This is a genomic window from Thermococcus profundus (assembly GCF_002214585.1).
GTDB lineage: Archaea > Methanobacteriota_B > Thermococci > Thermococcales > Thermococcaceae > Thermococcus > Thermococcus profundus.
Map to the genome: position 1 here is coordinate 1,765,303 of NZ_CP014862.1, position 18,352 is coordinate 1,783,654.

Annotated in this window: 21 protein-coding genes; 10 read left to right on the forward strand and 11 right to left on the reverse strand. The window is 51.7% G+C overall.

Annotated elements, in window-relative coordinates; genetic code table 11:
- The first annotated feature begins 90 nt into the window (after positions 1 to 90).
- A complete protein-coding gene (locus A3L09_RS09465; RefSeq protein ID WP_088858721.1) occupies positions 91 to 582 on the forward strand; it encodes a NifB/NifX family molybdenum-iron cluster-binding protein in 492 nt (163 codons plus the stop codon).
- Positions 583 to 717: 135 nt separating this feature from the next.
- Complete coding sequence (locus A3L09_RS09470; RefSeq protein ID WP_088858722.1) at positions 718 to 1,530, forward strand: MBL fold metallo-hydrolase; 813 nt, start codon at positions 718 to 720, stop codon at positions 1,528 to 1,530.
- Position 1,531: 1 nt separating this feature from the next.
- On the opposite strand, the gene A3L09_RS09475 is transcribed toward A3L09_RS09470, so the two are convergent.
- From A3L09_RS09475 to A3L09_RS09500, 6 genes are all read right to left on the reverse strand, one after another.
- Positions 1,532 to 1,813: a hypothetical protein gene (locus A3L09_RS09475; RefSeq protein WP_088858723.1), complete on the reverse strand. Its 282-nt coding sequence runs from the start codon at positions 1,811 to 1,813 to the stop codon at positions 1,532 to 1,534.
- Between the two features lie 43 nt (positions 1,814 to 1,856).
- Positions 1,857 to 2,591: a sulfite exporter TauE/SafE family protein gene (locus A3L09_RS09480; RefSeq protein WP_088858724.1), complete on the reverse strand. Its 735-nt coding sequence runs from the start codon at positions 2,589 to 2,591 to the stop codon at positions 1,857 to 1,859.
- An 84-nt stretch (positions 2,592 to 2,675) separates the two neighbouring features.
- A complete protein-coding gene (locus A3L09_RS09485; RefSeq protein WP_088858725.1) occupies positions 2,676 to 3,446 on the reverse strand; it encodes a sulfite exporter TauE/SafE family protein in 771 nt (256 codons plus the stop codon).
- Positions 3,447 to 3,450: 4 nt separating this feature from the next.
- Positions 3,451 to 3,909: a hypothetical protein gene (locus A3L09_RS09490; protein WP_088858726.1), complete on the reverse strand. Its 459-nt coding sequence runs from the start codon at positions 3,907 to 3,909 to the stop codon at positions 3,451 to 3,453.
- A gap of 9 nt (positions 3,910 to 3,918) precedes the next feature.
- Positions 3,919 to 4,920 carry a 2-hydroxyacid dehydrogenase gene (locus A3L09_RS09495; RefSeq protein WP_088858727.1) on the reverse strand — a complete coding sequence of 334 codons (1,002 nt, stop codon included), beginning with the start codon at positions 4,918 to 4,920 and terminating at the stop codon, positions 3,919 to 3,921.
- 49 nt (positions 4,921 to 4,969) lie between these two features.
- On the reverse strand, positions 4,970 to 5,677 hold the full coding sequence (locus tag A3L09_RS09500; RefSeq protein ID WP_232473631.1) for a TIGR02253 family HAD-type hydrolase: 708 nt from the start codon (positions 5,675 to 5,677) through the stop codon (positions 4,970 to 4,972).
- Between the two features lie 146 nt (positions 5,678 to 5,823).
- On the opposite strand from A3L09_RS09500, the gene A3L09_RS09505 reads away from it, so the two are divergent.
- On the forward strand, positions 5,824 to 6,096 hold the full coding sequence (locus A3L09_RS09505; protein WP_088858728.1) for a hypothetical protein: 273 nt from the start codon (positions 5,824 to 5,826) through the stop codon (positions 6,094 to 6,096).
- A 4-nt stretch (positions 6,097 to 6,100) separates the two neighbouring features.
- Here the strand turns inward: A3L09_RS09505 and A3L09_RS09510 are convergent, their stop codons facing one another.
- From A3L09_RS09510 to A3L09_RS09520, 3 genes are read right to left on the reverse strand one after another with little or no spacing between them, the layout of a single operon-like run.
- Positions 6,101 to 7,063 (reverse strand): aminotransferase class I/II-fold pyridoxal phosphate-dependent enzyme, encoded by a 963-nt coding sequence (locus tag A3L09_RS09510; RefSeq protein ID WP_088858729.1) that lies wholly within the window; start codon positions 7,061 to 7,063, stop codon positions 6,101 to 6,103.
- Positions 7,048 to 7,932 (reverse strand): adenosylcobinamide-phosphate synthase CbiB, encoded by an 885-nt coding sequence (cbiB, locus tag A3L09_RS09515; protein ID WP_088858730.1) that lies wholly within the window; start codon positions 7,930 to 7,932, stop codon positions 7,048 to 7,050. Before cbiB ends, A3L09_RS09510 begins: the two co-directional genes overlap by 16 nt.
- Entirely contained in the window at positions 7,920 to 8,666 is a 747-nt protein-coding gene (locus tag A3L09_RS09520) for a uracil-DNA glycosylase family protein (RefSeq protein WP_088858731.1), read from the reverse strand. Before A3L09_RS09520 ends, cbiB begins: the two co-directional genes overlap by 13 nt.
- A gap of 42 nt (positions 8,667 to 8,708) precedes the next feature.
- On the opposite strand from A3L09_RS09520, the gene A3L09_RS09525 reads away from it, so the two are divergent.
- Genes A3L09_RS09525 through cobS form a run of 6 tightly spaced genes read left to right on the forward strand, consistent with a single transcriptional unit; the run spans position 8,709 to position 11,419 of the window.
- Positions 8,709 to 9,353 (forward strand): PAB0415 family putative ATP pyrophosphatase, encoded by a 645-nt coding sequence (locus A3L09_RS09525; RefSeq protein ID WP_088858732.1) that lies wholly within the window; start codon positions 8,709 to 8,711, stop codon positions 9,351 to 9,353.
- A gap of 36 nt (positions 9,354 to 9,389) precedes the next feature.
- Positions 9,390 to 9,623, forward strand: a complete 234-nt coding sequence (locus A3L09_RS09530; RefSeq protein ID WP_088858733.1) for a hypothetical protein — start codon at positions 9,390 to 9,392, stop codon at positions 9,621 to 9,623.
- Positions 9,624 to 10,061, forward strand: coding sequence for a PIN domain-containing protein (locus tag A3L09_RS09535; RefSeq protein WP_088858734.1), 438 nt, complete (start codon positions 9,624 to 9,626; stop codon positions 10,059 to 10,061). It abuts the gene before it with no gap.
- A complete protein-coding gene (gene cobZ, locus A3L09_RS09540) occupies positions 10,058 to 10,486 on the forward strand; it encodes an alpha-ribazole phosphatase CobZ (protein ID WP_088858735.1) in 429 nt (142 codons plus the stop codon). Before A3L09_RS09535 ends, cobZ begins: the two co-directional genes overlap by 4 nt.
- Positions 10,470 to 10,730, forward strand: coding sequence for a hypothetical protein (locus A3L09_RS09545; RefSeq protein ID WP_088858736.1), 261 nt, complete (start codon positions 10,470 to 10,472; stop codon positions 10,728 to 10,730). Before cobZ ends, A3L09_RS09545 begins: the two co-directional genes overlap by 17 nt.
- The gene (gene cobS / locus A3L09_RS09550; protein WP_088858737.1) at positions 10,727 to 11,419 is read left to right on the forward strand and encodes an adenosylcobinamide-GDP ribazoletransferase; all 693 of its coding nucleotides are present in this window, start codon (positions 10,727 to 10,729) and stop codon (positions 11,417 to 11,419) included. Before A3L09_RS09545 ends, cobS begins: the two co-directional genes overlap by 4 nt.
- Position 11,420: 1 nt before the next feature.
- On the opposite strand, the gene A3L09_RS09555 is transcribed toward cobS, so the two are convergent.
- Positions 11,421 to 12,443: an MJ1477/TM1410 family putative glycoside hydrolase gene (locus A3L09_RS09555; protein WP_088858738.1), complete on the reverse strand. Its 1,023-nt coding sequence runs from the start codon at positions 12,441 to 12,443 to the stop codon at positions 11,421 to 11,423.
- Positions 12,444 to 12,494: 51 nt separating this feature from the next.
- Here A3L09_RS09555 and A3L09_RS09560 point away from each other — a divergent pair, with 51 nt between their 5' ends.
- Positions 12,495 to 13,082, forward strand: coding sequence for an NTP transferase domain-containing protein (locus tag A3L09_RS09560; RefSeq protein ID WP_088858739.1), 588 nt, complete (start codon positions 12,495 to 12,497; stop codon positions 13,080 to 13,082).
- Between the two features lie 41 nt (positions 13,083 to 13,123).
- On the opposite strand, the gene A3L09_RS09565 is transcribed toward A3L09_RS09560, so the two are convergent.
- Positions 13,124 to 18,346: a PEGA domain-containing protein gene (locus A3L09_RS09565; RefSeq protein ID WP_232473523.1), complete on the reverse strand. Its 5,223-nt coding sequence runs from the start codon at positions 18,344 to 18,346 to the stop codon at positions 13,124 to 13,126.
- Positions 18,347 to 18,352: the final 6 nt, after the last annotated feature.

The following is an 18,352-nucleotide window of genomic DNA, read 5'->3' on the forward strand; positions in this document are numbered from 1 at the left end:
TTTTTAAGCATTTTGGAACAGACTTGTGTAGTGAGCATATGCACAACCCTTTTAACTTAGGCCGGCCTAATTCCCACGGAGGTGATTCGAGTGAGGGTTTTGGTTCCAACCACGAGGGGAGGACTTGACGACTTCATAGCCGGTGCCTTTGCGAGGGCCCCAACCTTCACGATAGTCGAGGTAGGACCGAGCGGGGAGATAACCGACGTTAAGGTCGTCCAGAACGCCGCGGCCCAGGCGGCCAGGGGTGCCGGTGTTCAGGCCGTCCAGTTCATCATCGATAGTGGTGTGGACACCGTTATAGCACCCCAGTTCGGCCCCAACTCACTCGGCGGCCTTCAGGCCGCTGGAATTCGGACCTTCACAGCTCCCGGCCCGATGACCGTCAGAGAAGCCATAAACGCCCTCCTGCGCGGTGAGCTTTCTCCTGCCACCGGAGCCGCTGGTGGTATGGGTCCGGGTATGGGCGGCGGATACGGCCGCGGCATGGGCAGAGGAATGGGCCGTGGCAGAGGCGCCGGCGGCGGAATGGGCAGAGGACGCGGTATGGGTCGTGGAAGAGGTGGTGGATGGGGCTGGTAAAGCTTTTCTATTTTCTATCCTTGCCAAAACCTTAAATCTCCTCGCAGATTAAACAAAATGGTGGGCAATATGGAAAGGACAGTCTCTTTTCCAACCTCCGGAACGGATGGGAATAAAACTGTCTGGTGATCAGCTATGAAGATCACAATCCTCTTCGAAAACCACGCCGGCTGGAAGAAGGGCCTAATCGGCTACCACGGCTTCTCCGCCCTCGTTGAGCACAACGGTTACAGAGTTCTCGTGGACACCGGGACGGACGGGAAAGTTCTCATCAACAACATGAGGGAACTTGGGGTTGAACCGGACTCAATAGACGCGCTGTTTCTCACCCACGGCCACTACGACCACACCGGTGGAATGGCGGAACTCCTCAAAGTCAGGAGAGAGCCGCTCGACGTCTACGCTCACCCCGGAATCTTCGCAAGGAGGATAGCACTAAAACCAAAGCGGATGGAGATAGGGATCCCCTTCACAAGGGAGGAGCTTGAAAGCCTCGGAGCGGTCTTCCACCTGAGCGAAAAGCCCCACGAGTTCCTCCCAGGCTTCATCTCGCCAGGGGAAATAGAGCGGAGAACCTGGGACAGAACTGTGGGATACCTCGTTGAGGACGGGAAAGAGATAAGAGACCCGATCCGGGACGACGTAGCCCTCATCATAGACCTCGGGGAGAGCATAGCCGTTATAACCGGCTGTGGACACAGCGGGATCCTAAACATTGCCAGGTATACAATTGAAACTGCCAGAAAGCCTATAAAGACCCTCATAGGTGGCTTCCACCTGAGGGGAGCGCCGGAGCTTCTTCTGGATGAAGTCGTTAAAGGCATAAAAGAACTCGGAGTGGAAACCCTCCACGCCGGCCACTGCACTGGGATCGACGAGTACGCCTACTTGAAGGCCCACTTTGGAAGCGCCGAGCCCCTCCACGTCGGGAAGGTCATCGAGATCTGAGCTACAGTACACCTTTCTTTTCGAGTTCCCTGACAAGAAGTGCCACGTTGCAGATCCCCTCCAGAACGCTTCCGAAGTTAGGGCTCTCACCGAACTGAGCAAAGAGGGAGCCGAAGTCGGGATGCCAGGCATCAACCTGCTCTCTGCCCTTTGCCGTGATTATGTAGACAACCCAGCCCTTCTCCTTGAGGATCTCTATAAGCTTCCAGGCGTTTCCCATATCCTCCGGACCCTCGATCCGGACGCCGTATTCCCGTTCAACTCTCTCGAACAGCCCCTCCATTTTTCACCCATAGGAGATTCAGGAAGATGGTTAAAAAGCTACCTCAAAGGAGGAGCTTGAGGGCAACTGCGATCAGGATAACCGCAAAGCCCAGCCTTATCCTCGCCGGGTTGATTGAGTGGGCAGTCCTAGCACCAACGTGGGCTCCAGCTATGAGGCCAGGGGCAAGGAGGAGGGCGGTGCTCAGACTGACCTGGCCGAGGCGGTAGTGGCCCACAGTTCCGGCCAGGGCCGTGAAGAAGAGCGAGAGGCTGGAGGTACCCACGGAATAGCGCATGGGGAGACCTATGTAGGTGTGGAAGAGAGGGACGTTCAGAACTCCCCCGCTTATGCCGAGCAGACCCGATGTCAGGCCCGCAAGGATACCTACGACGGGAACGCGGCGGTAGTTAACCTCAAAAGCATCCTCCCCACAGGTTCTTTTCCTCTCCATCACAAGCCGGTAAGACAGGTAGATGAGGAGAAAGGTGAAAATTGCCCTGAGGATGTTCTCGGGTAGGAAAGATGAAATGTAGGCCCCAACGACGGCAAACGGAACCGAGAATGCCTCCTTCACGAGAACGACCTTGTAGATAACAGCACCTCGCCTTATGTGAGTGTAGGCCGAGGAGAGGGAGCTTATGGTTATACAGGCCAGGCTCGTCCCGATTGCCGTGTGAACCGGGAGACCCATCACAATGAGCGTCGGGACTATCAGGAAACCCCCACCTACCCCGAAGAGGCCCGCGAGGATTCCAATGGCGAACCCCACTGCGAAATCGACGAGGTACTGGAACATGAAAAATCTTCTGAGGGAGGCATTAAAAAAACATGCGGTTCCGCAGGCATAGACTATGCTGGACTTCCCTAAAAAATGGGGGGATCAAGGCACAGCGTAGCCAAGACCTTTGAGTACCATCCTCACCGCCAGAAGTGCCATCACGACGGCAAAGGCCTTCGTTAAGTGGGCAGCCTTCGTTTTCTTCGCTATCTTCGCCCCAAGCTGTGCGCCGATTATCAGGCCAGGAACGAGGAGGAGCAGCCATCCGACCTCAACGTTGCCCATGGTGTAGTGCTTTATCGCACCTGAGGTGGCGGTGAAGACTATGGCAAAGCTCGAAGTTGCGACCGCGTAGTGTATGGGGAGGCCCATGTAGGTCAGAAAGGGCACGTTTATCGCCCCACCGCCGATGCCGAGAAGCCCGCTGGCCACTCCAGCTATGAAACCCCCTATGGGGACGACTCGATAGTCAAGCTCCACCCCACTCAGGTCGACTTCATATGGCTCCCTGCTCCTCTTTCTGTAAAGCCTTACAGCAACGAGGAAGAGCACGGCACCGAAGATAACCTTGAGCTGTGAGGAGCTTATGTAACTAGTCGCCCATGCGCCGATGTAGGCGCCGATGACGGCCGTTGAGGCAAGGAGAAGCCCTGCCTTGTAGTGTATCCTCCCCTGCCTGTGGTAGGCTACCGCCGCGCTCAGGGAGGTGAAAACGATCGCCGCGCTGGAAGTGCCTACCGCGTGGTGTATTTCAACGCCTAGGAAGTTCAGGGTGGGGACTATCAGGAAGCCTCCTCCGAGGCCGAACATTGCCGCAAGGACGCCTATAAAGACGCCGACGAGGAAATAAGCACTCCAAACAAGAGCCCTCATGGTTTCACCACTCGAAGGTTACCGCCTCCACGAGTTTGACTAGCACCTCAAAGTCTTCATCGGTGTATTCTTTAGGCAGGCCGATGCCCTCTCCCTCGCCCCATATCAGCGGAAGCTCGTTCTTCTCGGCTATCTCCACGAGCCCCTCAGGAACCTCGGCGATGACAGCTCCTTTACCAGGCTCGGCGTCGAAGAAGGACAGCTTGATCACCGTCCCCTCAAAGTCCGGTCTGAATCCGAAGGCGAAGACATTCCTTCCGGGAATGTCGTGGTCAGTCAAGTCCTTTATCGCCTCGACGAGCGCTCTCACCAGCGCTCCCTCTTCTTCCGGGTTCTCAACGTAGAAGGCCAGCCTGTCGTAGACTTCTCCCTCCTCATCGACCAGTTCCGTGTAGATTCCCCCTTCCGCCTCAATCGGGGGGCTGTACGGCTTAAGGAGTTCTCTAAGCTCTTCCATCCACATGCTCCCACCTCAAAGCATCCTCACCTTCTCAGGCGGACGGACCTTCACAACCTCCCTGTTCACGAGGGTATCCGGCACTTCGCCCCTCAGAACCGTGAGGAGGTTCCTAACGGCCTGGAAGCCCATATCCTCCATCGCTTCCCTGCTCAGGCCGGCGTGGTGGGGGGTTAGGACCGTCTCCCACTCGTACTCGAAGAGCGGGTGTTCAGTCACCGGCTCCTTCTCGAAGACGTCGGTAGCGTAGCCCTTCAGTTTGCCCTCTTCGATGGCCTTAACGACGGCCTTCTCATCCACGAGGGTCCCCCTACCGATGTTGACGAGGTACTTGCCTTCAAGGAGCTTTAATCTCTCCTCGTTGATGATGTGATATGTCTCTGGCGTGGCTGGGAGGGCCAGGATGACGATGTCGCTCTCCCTCAGAACCTCGTCGAGCGGGAGGTGCTTCGCCCCGACCTCTGCCTCAATATTAGCTTTCCTTGATCGCGACCAGTAGAATATCTCAGTTCCCATAGCCTTCATTCTCCTCGCTATGGCCTTCCCTATTGCCCCCATGCCGAGGATCCCGACCTTTTTCCCGTAGACTGTCTCGATGTCCTTGAAGCTGCTCCAGATTTTGGCGTGGCTCTCCCATTCTCCCTTCCTGATGAGCTTGTCGGTGTAGGGAATCTTTCTGAGAAGGGCTATCGTTAATCCGACGGCGAACTCAGCAACGGCCTCGCTGAGCCAGCCGGAAACCTTGGTGACGTAGATTCCCTTCTCGGTCGCGGCTTCCACATCAACGTGATCGTAGCCAGCAGAGTGACAGCTTATCACTTTCAGCCTCTCGGCTCGCTCTATCACTTCCTTTGGAACCCGGTTTAAGGGGGAAACTATTAACCCATCGTAGTCCCCGATCTTCTCGGCCAGCTCCTCAACGCTCGGATAGAGCAGAAAATCGACGTCAGCGTATTTCTTCAGCTCCTCAACGGGCTTGCTCTTCATCTTGAAGAGCACCAAAACCCTTGGTCTCATCATATCACCGTTAAGATATGCGTCGAAAAAGTTAATAAACCTGTCGGGCTCAATCGTTGAGCCCACGGACGATATCGAGGAGCTCGCCCAGCCTGGAAACCACGAAGTCGCAGTTGTTCCAGAGCTCACGCTTCTTTCCTTCAGGATCGAGAAGTACCGAGGTCATTCCAATGTTTTTAGCCCCAACGCAGTCTTTTGAAGGGTTGTCGCCGACGTAAAGAGCCTCCTCGGGTTTCACACCTGCACGCTCAAGTGCCAGCTGGAAGGGCCTTGGATGTGGCTTGTAAAAGCCCGCGTCCTCGCTCGTAGTTATCGTGTCGAACAGGTCGAGTATTCCGAGGGCATCTAAGTGGGCCCTTATGTAGTCGTTGTCGGAGTCAGTTACGATCCCAACGTGGAACCCCATCTTCTTTAAAGCTTCGATGGTCCTTTTTGCATCAGAGAAGAGCTGGCCGTACCTCCTGTGCATCTCGATGCTGATGTCCCAAAAGTCAGCTGGAACCTCGAAGCCATACCTCTCGGCAACCTTCTTCATGGCATCGGTGTCAACGTCTCTGATTTTAATGTAGGGCTTTCCTGCGAGCTCTTTGAAGAGGGCAGAGCTCTCGGCCTCGTACTCCTCCCAGAGCTTTATTGGGTCGAGGTCTTCCCTTCCGGCCCTTTTGAGGACTTCTCTCACAATGTTCTGGTGGGTGACGTTTTCTCCGGCTTTGGTTATCAGGGTGCCCACAAAGTCAAAGAACACCGCCCTTATCACGGCCACCACCGGGTAAAGTTCTCCAGGCGCTTTAAACCCCTTTCCGTCAGTTCGCCAAGATCTCCATTGCCTCTTTTTGACAAATTGGCGAAAAGACGACAAATTTTTAGAAAAACTTTTATCAGAGAAGCGAGGTCTTAGAATAGGTGATAAAAACGGAGGCGATACTCCTCGTCTGGGGTGTCCGGGACGAGATACTAAAACTGCTACCCGTTGAAGGCCACTGGCTTTACGGGGAGTACGATTTCATAGCGAAGGTTGAGTTTGAAGGCTGGGCTGAGATGGAGGAATTCGAGAAAACAATAAGGGCCCTCATCAACGGCAACACCTACAAGCTCCTACCGGTAATAAGCTCGGGAACAAAGATAAAAGGAGCGGTGGAGGTGTCCGAGCCAGCTCTCTCGGTGTCAGCAGGATAAGAAGCTAGAGCCCCTCCAAAGCATCCAGCAGGATTTCGTTTTCTTCAGGCTTCCTGACCGAGAAGCGAATGTACTGCGGAAGGCCAAAGCTCGTGCAGTCCCTTACAAGTATTCCCCTTTCCTTCAGTCCCTCAACGGCCTTTTTGGCATCTCCAACATGCTTTACGAAAAAGTTAGCATCACTTCTAACCCCGAGGGCCTTTTCAATCCGCCTCTTCTCCCGCCAGATTAAAGGCATCGTCCTCTTCAAATGCCCGAATCTGTCATCCAGCAGGAACTCCAGAAAAGCGACCCCTGTTGAGCCTATCGCCCATGGCATCCTCACGCTCTTGAAGGCATCATCAAAACCAACAACGTAACCGACCCTTATTCCAGGCAAGCCGTAGCTCTTTGTGAACGTCCTCAGCTTTACGACATTCTTCCCCTCTGGACTTTCGGGCCTTTCAACAAAGTTCATGAAGGCCTCATCGAGGATGAGCAGGGCGTTCTTGTCCTCTACAGCATCAAGGAGGGGCTTTAGCTCTTTTTCTCTGTAGAACCTTCCATCCGGGTTGTTCGGATTGCAGAAAAAGACGATGGAATCCTTTTCAACGAGCCGGGAAAGTCCCTCTGGGTCGTTTGGCCCCCTGATAACATCCGCCCCGAAGATTCTGGCAACCCTCTCGTACTCTCCGTAGGTGTGAGCTGGGATTAGCACCCTCCTGCCCCTCAGCGCGAGGATTCCCAAGAGGTAGAGGGCCTCGGTTATACCAGCTGTCACTGTAACAAGCTCGCCCACAAGCTCCGAGAGACCTTCCTCAAGCTCCTCGTAGTAGGGATAGCGGTCGCTTATTTCCCTTGCCCTTTCGAACATCTCACCCAGCCACTCCGGAGGGTAGGGATTAATGGAAGCAGAGAAGTCTATCAGCCCCTCATCTCTTCTCCTTGCCCCGCCGTGATAAGCTGAGAACTTCACAGGCTCAAGCATGGACACACCCTCGTTGCGAGCAGTATTAGCACAATTATAATCAACTCTGCAACAACCAGCCAGTAAACCCTTAAAGCTCGTTTTATGTCCTCATTTTTCGGCTCCCTCCCAGGGAAACTGTAAACACCCGGCTTTTCGAGCCAGACTCCAAGAACCGCGCTCATCGCGGCCATCGGCTTGTCGGAGTTTATCTTGAACCTTGCCAGCCCGTAGTATTCCAGAACCTTCCTTCCACTGAGGGGGAGGTACAGGAGGACCGTCAGACGGGCAGGAATGAAGTTAAGAACGTCGTCGAGCCTCGCCGAAAACTTGCCGAAGAACTCGTAGCGCTCGTTTCGGTAACCGAGCATCGCATCGAGCGTGTTCCCGGCTCTATAAACTACCGCCCCAGGAAGTCCAAAGAGGAGGAAGTAGAAGAGCGGGGCCACAACGGAATCGTTCAGGTTCTCCGCCAGGCTCTCTATAGCGGCAGAATTCAGATGGGCCTCGTCGAGGGCTTCCGTGTTCCTGCTCACTATCATCGAGACTGCCCTTCTCTTTTCCTCTATATCCCCGGTTACCGTCCTCGAAACGTGTTCGTGGAGGCTTTTTATGGCGAATGAGCTTTTGAGGAGGTAAACCGCGAGAACGTAGTTGAGTGGGAAAGACGAATAAAGCGGCACAACTGAAAGCACAAGGGCGAAGGTAATAACTATAAACGCCGTTAGGAGGCCGATGACGAAATCAGAGGGAGGAGAACGTCTCCTATAACTAGAATCGAGAAGGCCCGTTATTCTACCGAACCACACTACCGGGTGGAACATCGCGGGAGGCTCGCCGAGGGTTAAGTCCCATGCTAAAGCGAGGAGGAAGAGGGCTAAAGCGTCCATTCTCCAAGGGCCCCCCTTATCCTGCCGTACTCTTCTAGGATTTCTCCGGATGGTTCCCTTACTCCCCTTCTCACGTACCACGCCGGATGGTGGAGGTAAACCGCATCAAAGCCAAGCTCCGTTAAGGCCCTCTCCGCAGTTCTGCCAATTGCAAAGAGGGCCTTTGGTCTCAAAATCTCCAGCTCTTCAGCAAGAAGCTCCAGTGCACCCTCGGGGATATTTTTAAGCCTGTTCCCTGGTGGATTGCACTTGACGGCGTTGGTTATGTAAACGAAGTCCGGGTTTATCCCGAGCGTGAATAAAACCTTCCTGAGAAGCATTCCCGAGGCATCGCGGTAGAAGCATATCCCCGTCTTCCCACAGCCCCTTCTTCCTGGGGCTTCACCCACGAGCATAACACCCGAACCGGGCCAGCCGTTGGCAAAGGGCAGGCCCTCAAACTCCCCGACCTGGAGCTGATAGCAGTAGTTATCTTCGCCGCAGAAGTTGATTGGATTTTCCAAAAGCTTCTGGTAGAGTTCCGCGAGGTTATTCCCCATCTTAATGTCCCGCTCTCCAACTACAAGAAACCTATCCGAAGGGTTGTAAATCGTCTTCGCATAAACACCATAGTCCTTCTCATCGAGCGAGAGGAGGTCCCTCCAGTCCCTGATGAACAGGGGGACTGTTTGTAAGTTCCGAGGGTTGATATAGACCTCTCCCATCCTGCGAAGTCTTTTGAGTTCCAGGAGCATAATGGATAAAAACTCCATTGGGTTTATAGCTTTGGTGGTCGAATGGATAAAGGGGTTGCCTTCTTCTCGGGCGGCAAGGACGGACTTTACGCACTTTATCTCGCTGAGAGAAAAGGAATAGAAGTGCCGTATCTCCTAACTCTCAAAACGAGCATAGGCCTCTCACCCCACTGGGAGAACTTCGGAGCGTTAAAAGTGCTGGCGGATGCGATGGGGAAGGAGTTACTGACCTTTGACATGAAGGAGGGGAGCGATGCACTGGCGAACTTCATAGGCTCGCTCTGCGTGGATTACCTCATAGCCGGGGATGTTTTCCTCGAAGACCACCTGAAGTGGGTGGAATCCTTAGCTGAGAAAGGTGGAGTAAAACCTCTCGAACCCCTCTGGGGAAGGGACACAAGGGATCTCGCCGAGGAGATGCTGAAAGCCGGCTTTAAATGGGCTATAATAGCGGTGAACAAAGAAAAGCTCGGAAAGGATTGGCTCGGCTACACCTTCCGCTCCTTGAAAGACCTAAGGAAGTTCCTCAATGAAAATCCTCACGTGGATCCAATCGGCGAAGCCGGTGAGTTCCATACGGTCGTTTTGGAGTCCCCGCTCTTTGGAGAGAGGTTTAACATCGAGATAAACTCCGTTGAGGAGAGCGAGAGGTACTGGTGGGTGAGGTTCGGGCTTAGAAAGGCATAATAACGTTGATGCGTTAGAGCCATCGAGGTGAAGGTTATGGGAACGTCCGAGATCGTCATACGGCTCAAGGTGCCCCCCGAGTGGGAAGGAATGTCCAAGGCACTAAGAGAAAAGATCATCGTTGAGGTCTCCCAGGAAATACAGCGGAGAATTGAAGAGGCAAGAAAGTTTGAGGAGATCCTGAAAAAAGCTCGGCCCGATGAGGAAGGTCTCAAAAAGCTTGAAGAGGAGATAAAGGAGTCAATAGCCCGGAGATATGGGGCGGTGTGAATGGAGCTTGTGCTCGACTTCAACGTCATCTTCTCGGCGCTCTACGGCAGAGGCGTTGCTTACAGAATTTTTATGGAGAACCACGTCCTTGAGAAGTTTCGATTTTTGGTTCCGGCGTATCTATGGGAAGAACTTGACTCCAAGCGTGAGAGAATATCGAGGCTCACGCATTTGAATGAGGAAGAAGTTGAATACGTGCTTTCAATTATAAAGAGTCAGACAGTTGTGATTCCAGAGAATATAATCCTCCAGGCGCTAGAAAAAGCTAAGGAAATCTGTCTCGATCCGAAGGACATCCCATACGTGGCCCTCGCTCTCGCGCTCAACGTTCCACTCCTCACCGGCGATAGGAAACTTGCAGAATCCATTAGGGGTTATATCAAGGTTTACACTCCGAGAGAAGTTTTGGATTTACTTGAGGGTAGGGCTGAGCTATGAACGCTCAAGAACTCCTCCAAAAGCTCGAATCTAGGGGAATAACACTCGATAGAATGCTCGACACTGCGATGGAGCTCTACATCGGGGAGGATGAGGAAGCAGTAAGAGAAAAACTGCGAAGGCTCATGTTCAGATATCTGAACGACATCAACGTCCAGGCCCTTTTGATGGCCGCCCTATTGCTCGAGGATGCTTTTGAAGTCGAGGGCGACCCCGTGAACCTCGTTGCTGACGAACTCATCGGAATCAACATAGCAGAGTACATCGGGGGAAAGATGGCTCTCTTCAACTTCTTCTACTACGACACGAGGAAGCCCGGGATTCTGGCTGAACTTCCGCCCTTTCTGGATGACGCTATCGGAGGGTTTATAGCGGGCTGTATGACAAAGCTGTTTGAGGGTGGCGCCCATGACGGAGAAGGTTGAAACTCGAAAATGCCCGATCTGCGGGGGAACAATGGTAAAGAGCAAGACGAAGAGGGGTGGATACGCCCGCTTTTTCTGGCAGCCGCCCTGGAAGAGCAAAACAACCGGAGTCTTAAAGCCCTTTATCGAGGCCACTCCCTGGCTGTGCCTCGACTGCGGGGTTGTTTTGGCCTTTGTCGATGAGAGCACACTGGCAACTCTTAGAGAGGAGTTCGAAGAAAAGAGGTTAGAGGTGGGCCTGTGAGGAACGTTCTGCCCTTCCTGACAAGGATACCCATTAAGGGTGACTTTGAAAGGATTCCAAACGAACTGTGGGCGTTTCCCCTTGTGGCGCTGGTTAGCTCGGCCCTTCCAACAGTCCTTCTATACCTAAAACTCCCCCTGGCAAACGTGCTCGCGGTTCTCGCGCTCTACTGGACGATAGGCCTCCTCCATCTGGACGGCCTGGCCGACTGGGCCGATGGAATTATGGTCAAAGGAGACCGGGAAAAGAAGATAAGGGTTATGAAGGACGTGAACACGGGGATAGCCGGGCTTTTTGCTGTCGTGATGGTTCTCCTCATTCAGGTTTACTCCCTCCAGCTTCTCCCGTTCTACGCGCTCTTTCTGGCTGAGTTGAACTCCAAGTACGCCATACTCCTAGCGTTGGCGACAAAAAAGCCCCTTGGAAATGGATTGGGGGCGTATTTCATGGGAGGAATGAACCGGGAACAGCTGGCAATTGGGACGCTCCTCTATGCGCTCCTCTACCTTCCCACGGCCCTCTTTGAGCCGGAAGCATTAGTTGGAATCCTCGGGCTCGTCCTCGGAGTCTACGTCGTCAGGCTTTCTCTGGAGAACTTCGGCGGTTTGAACGGGGACTGCCTCGGGGCTATAGCCGAGATAACCCGTGCTGGGACGCTTCTGACTCTGGCTTTTCTGTGGGCTCTCTGAGCTAGGGCTGAATTCCCCGAATAACGACTAACTCGTCGAGCTCTCTGTCCTCCCTCGCCGCGTAGGGGATGTATCTCCTCTCTCGGGCCTTTGATATGAAGTCCTTAACCAGAGAAAGCTCCTCCGAAGAGTTGTTTCCGGTGTAGACGTAGTCCACAACAAGGACTAACTTTCCGGCTTTAACGACTCTATCGAGGTGTGGAAGCTTTTCATCCGTCCAGGGACTTGGTTCAAGACCGTCGTAGAAAACGTCCTCGCTCGCCCACCCAGATATAACCTTCAGAAGCCTCTCATCGTCATATTCGAGAAGCCTCTCTCCGTTCTGGGGGATTATGAGAAAGCCCTTCCCGGCCTTTGAGCGTGTGTAGTTTGCTATCTCAAGGATGAAGTCTATCATCTGCTCCGCCGTCCAATTCTCGTCGTAGCCGTTCTTCCCCCAGTACTCGAACTCGTCAACCTTGTCCAGATAAACCCCGGAGAAGCCCTGCGAGATGATTCTGTCGAGGTAGTTAAAGACGATTCTCTTCCACCGCTCATCCCAGTACTTTACCGCGTAGTTCCCCTCCCAGTCGGGGTTCTCCGGCCCTAGCCAGTCTGGTGGGTTCTCAAACCAGCTTTCATTCCAATAGAAGCGGTAATCCTCGGCCTCACCGATGCTGATGTAGCCTATCGGAACCTTCCCGGCACGTTTTATGGACTCTATTTCCTCCCTTGAGTAGGCCCCTTCATCGCTCCCATCGCGCGAATAATCAATGACGACGAGCTTGAAGCCGCTCTTCGCTATCTCCTCAGGACTGGCGTTCTGGAGCCAGTAGGCCCAGCTCGTTATGTTCAATGGGCTGTATAACTTTCCATTGTGGCTGGCGGAGATGTTTATCGTTGCCTTGGGAGTAGTTGAGGTAACCAAGTGACTGAGGGATAAGCTATCGTTGTTCTTTGGATTCTGGGAAGTGCCCTCCTCTCCGATACATCCTGATGCGATAACAAGGACTAGGAGGAGAGCAACATACCAGTGCTTGAACATAGATGTACTCCTTCCAAAGTCCTTTTAACGGTTTTGAGCGAAACCAGAACCATGAGCTTCCCAATCGTCATCCTTGCCGGCGGAAAGTCCACGCGCATGGGTCGGGAAAAGCCCGTTCTGAAGATAGCTGGCAGAGAAATGCTCCTCTGGGTTTACGGAGCAGCTTCACGAATTGGGGAAACTACTGTGGCCCTCTCAAAAAACACCCCGAAGACAAGGGAGCTGTGCATCCGCGAAGGGATCCCCTTCATAGAGACGCCCAGGAAAGGCTACGTTGAGGACGTTCAGTGGCTTTTGAAGGAGTTCGGGCCTTTTGTCAGTTCCTCCGCAGATATTCCCTTTGTAACACCGAGCGATTTCTACGCTATTGAAAAAGCGTTCGACGGCAAAACGAGCCTGACTGGGGTTTTACCCCTTGAAAAGGTTCCAAAGGACTTCAATCCCCTCGTTTACAAAGGTTATGCAATAGTGGGTCTCAACGCGGTGGGCTTTGAGGGTGAGAGGTTTTTCGAGCTTGAGAACCCGCTTTTGGCCTTGAACGTGAACACGCCGGAGGATTTAAAGCTCGCGGGGAGGATAGCTGGGCTGATGAAGCCTAAAAACACTCGGAAATCTAGAAGGAGTTTGGAGAAAAATTAAACATCTAAAGAGGCCCAAAAAAAGAAATTGGTGGGGAAAGTTCACTTTCTTCTCCTTAGAATCGCTGGCAACAGCGCTAATACCAGAAGTCCTGCGGGGCCACAGATACCCCCACTCCCAGTATTTGAGGTACTGGACGACGAAGAAGGAGTAGTGGTGGTTGTGGTTGTCGTTGTAGTAGATGTAGCGGTAGTCGTTGTCGTGGTTGTTGTCGTTTCCACAGGGCTTAATGTCGGGTTTAGAGATACAGTTTCATCGGCAGATATGATAATTACTGTCCTGTAATCCTTGTACTCATCTTTGACGAGTTTAACCTCGTAAGTTCCTGGCTGAAGAGTCAAATTCAACGGCGTCAAGCCCTCATAAGTCCCGTTAATGTAAACCTCAGCACCAGCCGGAATGGAGATAATCGTTAGGGTGGCAGGTTTTGGAGTCAGGGTCGCATTTATAACAGTGCTCTTTCCAGGCTCAATCGTTACGTTCATGAAGTACTCTTCATAATCCTCCTTCACAATCCTAACCTCATGCCGACCAGTTGAGAGCCGGCATTCAACAACCGGAGTCTTGCCAACCAGTGATCCATCAACGTACACTTCAGCATCAGAGGGAATCGAATAAACAGTCAAGTAGCCAAACCTTGGGGTTAACGAGACGTTCAAAGTCCGCTCTTCACCAGGTTCGAGAGTTACTGTAAAAGTGTAGTTCTCGTAATCCTCCTTGACGAGTCTAACCTCATAAGTTCCCGGCTGAAGGGTTAAATTCAACGGCGTCACGCCCTCATAAGTCCCGTTGATGTAGACTTTTGCTCCACTCGGATCAGAGTTTATAGCCAAAACTGCGGGTTTAGGCGTTAACGTAACATTCACCACAGTGGTCTCTCCAGGCTCAATCGTTACGTTCTTGAAGTACTCCTCATAATCCTCCTTCACAATCCTAACCTCATGCCGACCAGTTAAGAGCTTGTAGTCCCTAATTGGAGTCCTGTCAACCAACGATCCATCAACGTACACTTCAGCACCGGAGGGTGTAGAGTAAACCGTCAAGTAACCAAACCTTGGGGTCAATGAGACGTTCAAAGTCCTCTCTTCACCAGGTTCAAGAGTTACTGTGATACTGTAATCCTCGTAATCCTCTTTGAGGAGCCTAACCTCGTAAGTTCCTGGCTGAAGGGTTAAATTCAACGGTGTCAAGCCCTCATAAGTCCCGTTGATGTAGGCTTTCGCTCCGCTTGGATCAGAGTTTATAGTCAAAACTGCAGGCTTAGGCGTTAACGTAACATTCACCACAGTGGTCTCCCCAGGCTCGATCGTTACGTTCTTGGAGTACTCCTCATAATTCTCCTTCATAATCCTGACCTCATGCCGACCAGTTAAGAGCCGGTATTCAACAACCGGAGTCTTGCCAATCAATGATCCATCAACGTACACTTCAGCATCAGAGGGAACTGAATAAACCGTCAAGTAACCAAACCTCGGAGTCAATGAGACATTCAAAGTCTTCTCCTCTCCAGGCTCGAGAGTCACCACACTAGTGTAATCCTCGTAATCCTTTTTGACGAGTTTAACTTCATAAGTCCCCGGCTGAAGAGTCAAATTCAACGGTGTCACGCCCTCATAAGTCCCGTTGATGTAAACTTTTGCCCCACTCGGGTCAGAATTTATTACCAGAACCGCGGGTTTAGGCGTTAACGTAACATTCACCACAGTGGTCTCTCCAGGCTCGATCGTCACATTCACGAAGTACTCCTCATAATCCTCCTTCACAATCCTGACCTCATGCCGACCCGTCGAGAGCTTGTATCCCACAACAGGGGTCCTGCCAATCAATGATCCGTCAACATACACTTCAGCATCAGAGGGAACTGAATAAACAGTCAAGTAACCAAACCTTGGGGTCAATGAGACGTTCAAAGTCCTCTCTTCACCAGGTTCAAGAGTCACCACACTAGTGTAGTTCTCGTAATCCTCCTTGACGAGTTTAACTTCATAAGTTCCTGGCTGAAGAGTCAAATTCAACGGTGTCACACCCTCATAGCTCCCATTGATGTAGACTTTTGCTCCACTCGGATCAGAGTTTATAGCCAAAACTGCGGGTTTAGGCGTTAACGTAACATTCACCACAGTGGTCTCTCCAGGCTCAATCGTTACGTTCTTGAAGTACTCCTCATAATCCTCCTTCACAATCCTAACCTCATGCCGACCCGTTGAAAGTTTGTATCCTACAACAGGGCTCCTGCCAACCAACGATCCGTCAACATACACTCCAGCGCCGGCTGGTGTAGAGTAAACCGTCAAGTAACCAAACCTTGGGGTTAACGAGACGCTTAAAGTCCGCTCTTCACCAGGTTCGAGAGTTACTGTAAAAGTGTAGTTCTCGTAATCCTTTTTGACGAGTTTAACTTCGTAAGTCCCCGGCTGAAGAGTCAAATTCAACGGTGTAACACCCTTGTAGGTTCCATTAATGTAGACTTTCGCTCCGCTTGGATCAGAATTTATTGCCAAGAGTGCAGGCTTAGGAGTTAACGTAACATTCACCACAGTGATTTCTCCAGGCTCAATCGTTACGTTCATGAAGTACTCTTCATAATCCTCCTTCACAATCCTAACCTCATGCCGACCAGTTAAGAGCTTGTAGTCCCTAATTGGAGTCTTGCCAATCAATGATCCATCAACGTACACTTCAGCGCCGGAGGGTGTAGAGTAAACCGTCAAGTACCCAAACCTCGGAGTCAATGAGACGCTTAAAGTTCGCTCTTCACCAGGTTCAAGAGTTACTGTGATACTGTAATCCTCGTAATCCTCTTTGACGAGTTTAACTTCATAAGTTCCCGGCCGGAGAGTCAAATTCAACGGTGTTACACCCTCATAAGTCCCGTTGATGTAGGCTTTCGCTCCGCTTGGATCAGAGTTTATAGTCAAAACTGCAGGCTTAGGAGTTAACGTAACATTCACCACAGTGGTCTCCCCAGGCTCAATCGTCACATTCACGAAGTACTCTTCATAATCCTCCTTCACAATCCTAACCTCATGCCGACCAGTTGAGAGCCGGTATTCAACAACCGGAGTCCTGCCAACCAACGATCCATCAACGTACACTTCAGCGCCGGAGGGTGTAGAATAAACCGTCAAGTAGCCAAACCTCGGAGTCAATGAGACGTTCAAAGTCTTCTCCTCCCCAGGCTCGAGAGTCACCACACTAGTGTAGTTCTCGTAATCCTTTTTGACGAGTTTAACTTCATAAGTCCCCGGCCGGAGAGTCAAGTCCAACGGTGTCAAGCCCTCATAAGTCCCGTTAATGTAGACTTTCGCCCCGCTTGGATCAGAATTTATTGCCAAGACTGCAGGCTTAGGCGTTAACGTAACATTCACCACAGTGATTTCCCCAGGCTCGATCGTCACGTTCTTGAAGTACTCCTCATAATCCTCCTTCACAATCCTGACCCCATGCCGACCCGTCGAGAGCTTGTATCCCACAACAGGGGTCCTGCCAACCAACGATCCATCAACATACACTTCAGCGCCGGCTGGTGTAGAGTAAACCGTCAAGTAACCAAACCTTGGAGTTAATGAGACGTTCAAAGTCCTCTCTTCACCAGGTTCAAGAGTCACCACACTAGTGTAATCCTCGTAATCCTCTTTGAGGAGCCTAACCTCGTAAGTTCCTGGCTGAAGAGTCAAGTCCAACGGTGTCACGCCCTCATAGCTCCCATTGATGTAGACTTTCGCCCCACTCGGGTCAGAGTTTATAGTCAAAACTGCAGGCTCAGGTGTTAGTCTAACCATTACTATAGTCGTCAGGCCTGGCCCTATTTCTATTGTCGTGACGTACTCTTTGTAACCTTCCTTAACGAGCTTTAACTGGTGCCTGCCGGTGGGAAGTTTGTAGTTCTGCAGTGGTGTCGTGCCGATCAGCGACCCGTTAATGTAAACTTTAGCCCCCGTGGGATTCGTGTCGACCTTGAGATAACCAACCGCCAAGACTAAGTCAGCGGAGATAACCCTGTCCTCCCCAGGGTTGAGGGTGACGGTTGTAGTGTAGTTCCGGTAGTCCTCCTTCACCAGCAGGACTTCGTAAGTTCCAGGAGCTAGAACCAGCGTTGTGGGCGTCACTCCTCTGTATGTCCCGTTAATGTAAATCTCAGCTCTGGTTGGGTCTGACGTGATGGTGAGTCTTGCGGGCTTTTCGTATTCTGATGGACTGGAAACGAGCGGGTATTTGTCAGTGTTGTTGGCGTTGATACTGTAAGGAGATTCTCCAATTCCGTCCCCATTAGAATCGGATCCAGTGTAATCGCTCCAGTAGTTGCCGAGATAGCTGATGAAGACTTTCCCATGGTAGGCGTACTCTATCTGCTCCTCGGAGTACCAGCGATTGACGCTTGAACCATCAGAGTAAACGTTCTGAGAACCGTTGAGATAGTTGAGGTATATGACGTTGTCGTTTGAAAGGTCTAGATAAATCCCGTACTTGGAGCTTTTGCTTATTATATTGCCAGTTACAGTGTTGTTGCTGGAATACCGAAGGACTATTCCGTATCCGTTGTTGCGTATAGTGTTGTCGGTTATAGTGTTGTTATTTGAGGCGGAGATGTAAACTGCATTATTGTTGCCCTTAAAAATATCCTGGGAGATGGTGTTATTATCTGAGAAGTCGAGTTCAATTCCCACGTAGTTGTTGGTCAGGTTGCTGTTTGTGATTACCGTGTTGTCGGTATCGACAAGCAATATGCCCGGATTGGTCCCGGTGATGGTTACCCCCACAATTTGGATGTCGGTTGAATTTACGATGACCAGCTGACCCAGCTCACCTTCTATGACTTCCTCAGAAGCCCCCTCTATATAAACTAAGGGTTTGCCATTAACGATATTGTTCACCACGGTGCTGTGATATGAACTCCATACAGACACACCGCCACCCGTTAGTATGTTGTCCCGGATGATGGTGTTTAAGGATTGGTTGATCATGATTCCATTGCCACTTTTGTTGGTATTTATAACGCTGTTAATGATGGCATTATCGTGTGAGGAGGTTACGTAAACTCCAGATGAGAAATTGCTTATCTTCAAGTCTCTAACGGTAACGTTGCTAACATTGCTCACATAGACACCATACCCGCTTCCAGTCCCATTCACCCAGCGCCATGAGCCGTAAAAGGTCACGTTATCGGCCTGAATTTCTATCGCGTTTCCGCTAACACCGACAAAATCAGAGCCGAGAACGTAGCAACCAGACACAGTTATGGTTACCGGGATACTATCGACCACCTGGCA

Excerpts from the sequence above, each read along its gene's own strand:
- A3L09_RS09470 (WP_088858722.1), top strand. The coding sequence starts at position 718 with ATGAAGATCACAATCCTCTTCGAAAACCACGCCGGCTGGAAGAAGGGC.
- A3L09_RS09475 (WP_088858723.1), bottom strand. The coding sequence starts at position 1,813 with ATGGAGGGGCTGTTCGAGAGAGTTGAACGGGAATACGGCGTCCGGATC.
- A3L09_RS09480 (WP_088858724.1), bottom strand. The coding sequence starts at position 2,591 with ATGTTCCAGTACCTCGTCGATTTCGCAGTGGGGTTCGCCATTGGAATC.
- A3L09_RS09485 (WP_088858725.1), bottom strand. The coding sequence starts at position 3,446 with ATGAGGGCTCTTGTTTGGAGTGCTTATTTCCTCGTCGGCGTCTTTATA.
- A3L09_RS09490 (WP_088858726.1), bottom strand. The coding sequence starts at position 3,909 with ATGTGGATGGAAGAGCTTAGAGAACTCCTTAAGCCGTACAGCCCCCCG.
- A3L09_RS09495 (WP_088858727.1), bottom strand. The coding sequence starts at position 4,920 with ATGAGACCAAGGGTTTTGGTGCTCTTCAAGATGAAGAGCAAGCCCGTT.
- A3L09_RS09510 (WP_088858729.1), bottom strand. The coding sequence starts at position 7,063 with ATGCTTGAGCCTGTGAAGTTCTCAGCTTATCACGGCGGGGCAAGGAGA.
- cbiB (WP_088858730.1), bottom strand. The coding sequence starts at position 7,932 with ATGGACGCTTTAGCCCTCTTCCTCCTCGCTTTAGCATGGGACTTAACC.
- A3L09_RS09520 (WP_088858731.1), bottom strand. The coding sequence starts at position 8,666 with ATGCTCCTGGAACTCAAAAGACTTCGCAGGATGGGAGAGGTCTATATC.
- A3L09_RS09525 (WP_088858732.1), top strand. The coding sequence starts at position 8,709 with ATGGATAAAGGGGTTGCCTTCTTCTCGGGCGGCAAGGACGGACTTTAC.
- A3L09_RS09530 (WP_088858733.1), top strand. The coding sequence starts at position 9,390 with ATGGGAACGTCCGAGATCGTCATACGGCTCAAGGTGCCCCCCGAGTGG.
- A3L09_RS09535 (WP_088858734.1), top strand. The coding sequence starts at position 9,624 with ATGGAGCTTGTGCTCGACTTCAACGTCATCTTCTCGGCGCTCTACGGC.
- cobZ (WP_088858735.1), top strand. The coding sequence starts at position 10,058 with ATGAACGCTCAAGAACTCCTCCAAAAGCTCGAATCTAGGGGAATAACA.
- A3L09_RS09545 (WP_088858736.1), top strand. The coding sequence starts at position 10,470 with ATGACGGAGAAGGTTGAAACTCGAAAATGCCCGATCTGCGGGGGAACA.
- A3L09_RS09555 (WP_088858738.1), bottom strand. The coding sequence starts at position 12,443 with ATGTTCAAGCACTGGTATGTTGCTCTCCTCCTAGTCCTTGTTATCGCA.
- A3L09_RS09560 (WP_088858739.1), top strand. The coding sequence starts at position 12,495 with ATGAGCTTCCCAATCGTCATCCTTGCCGGCGGAAAGTCCACGCGCATG.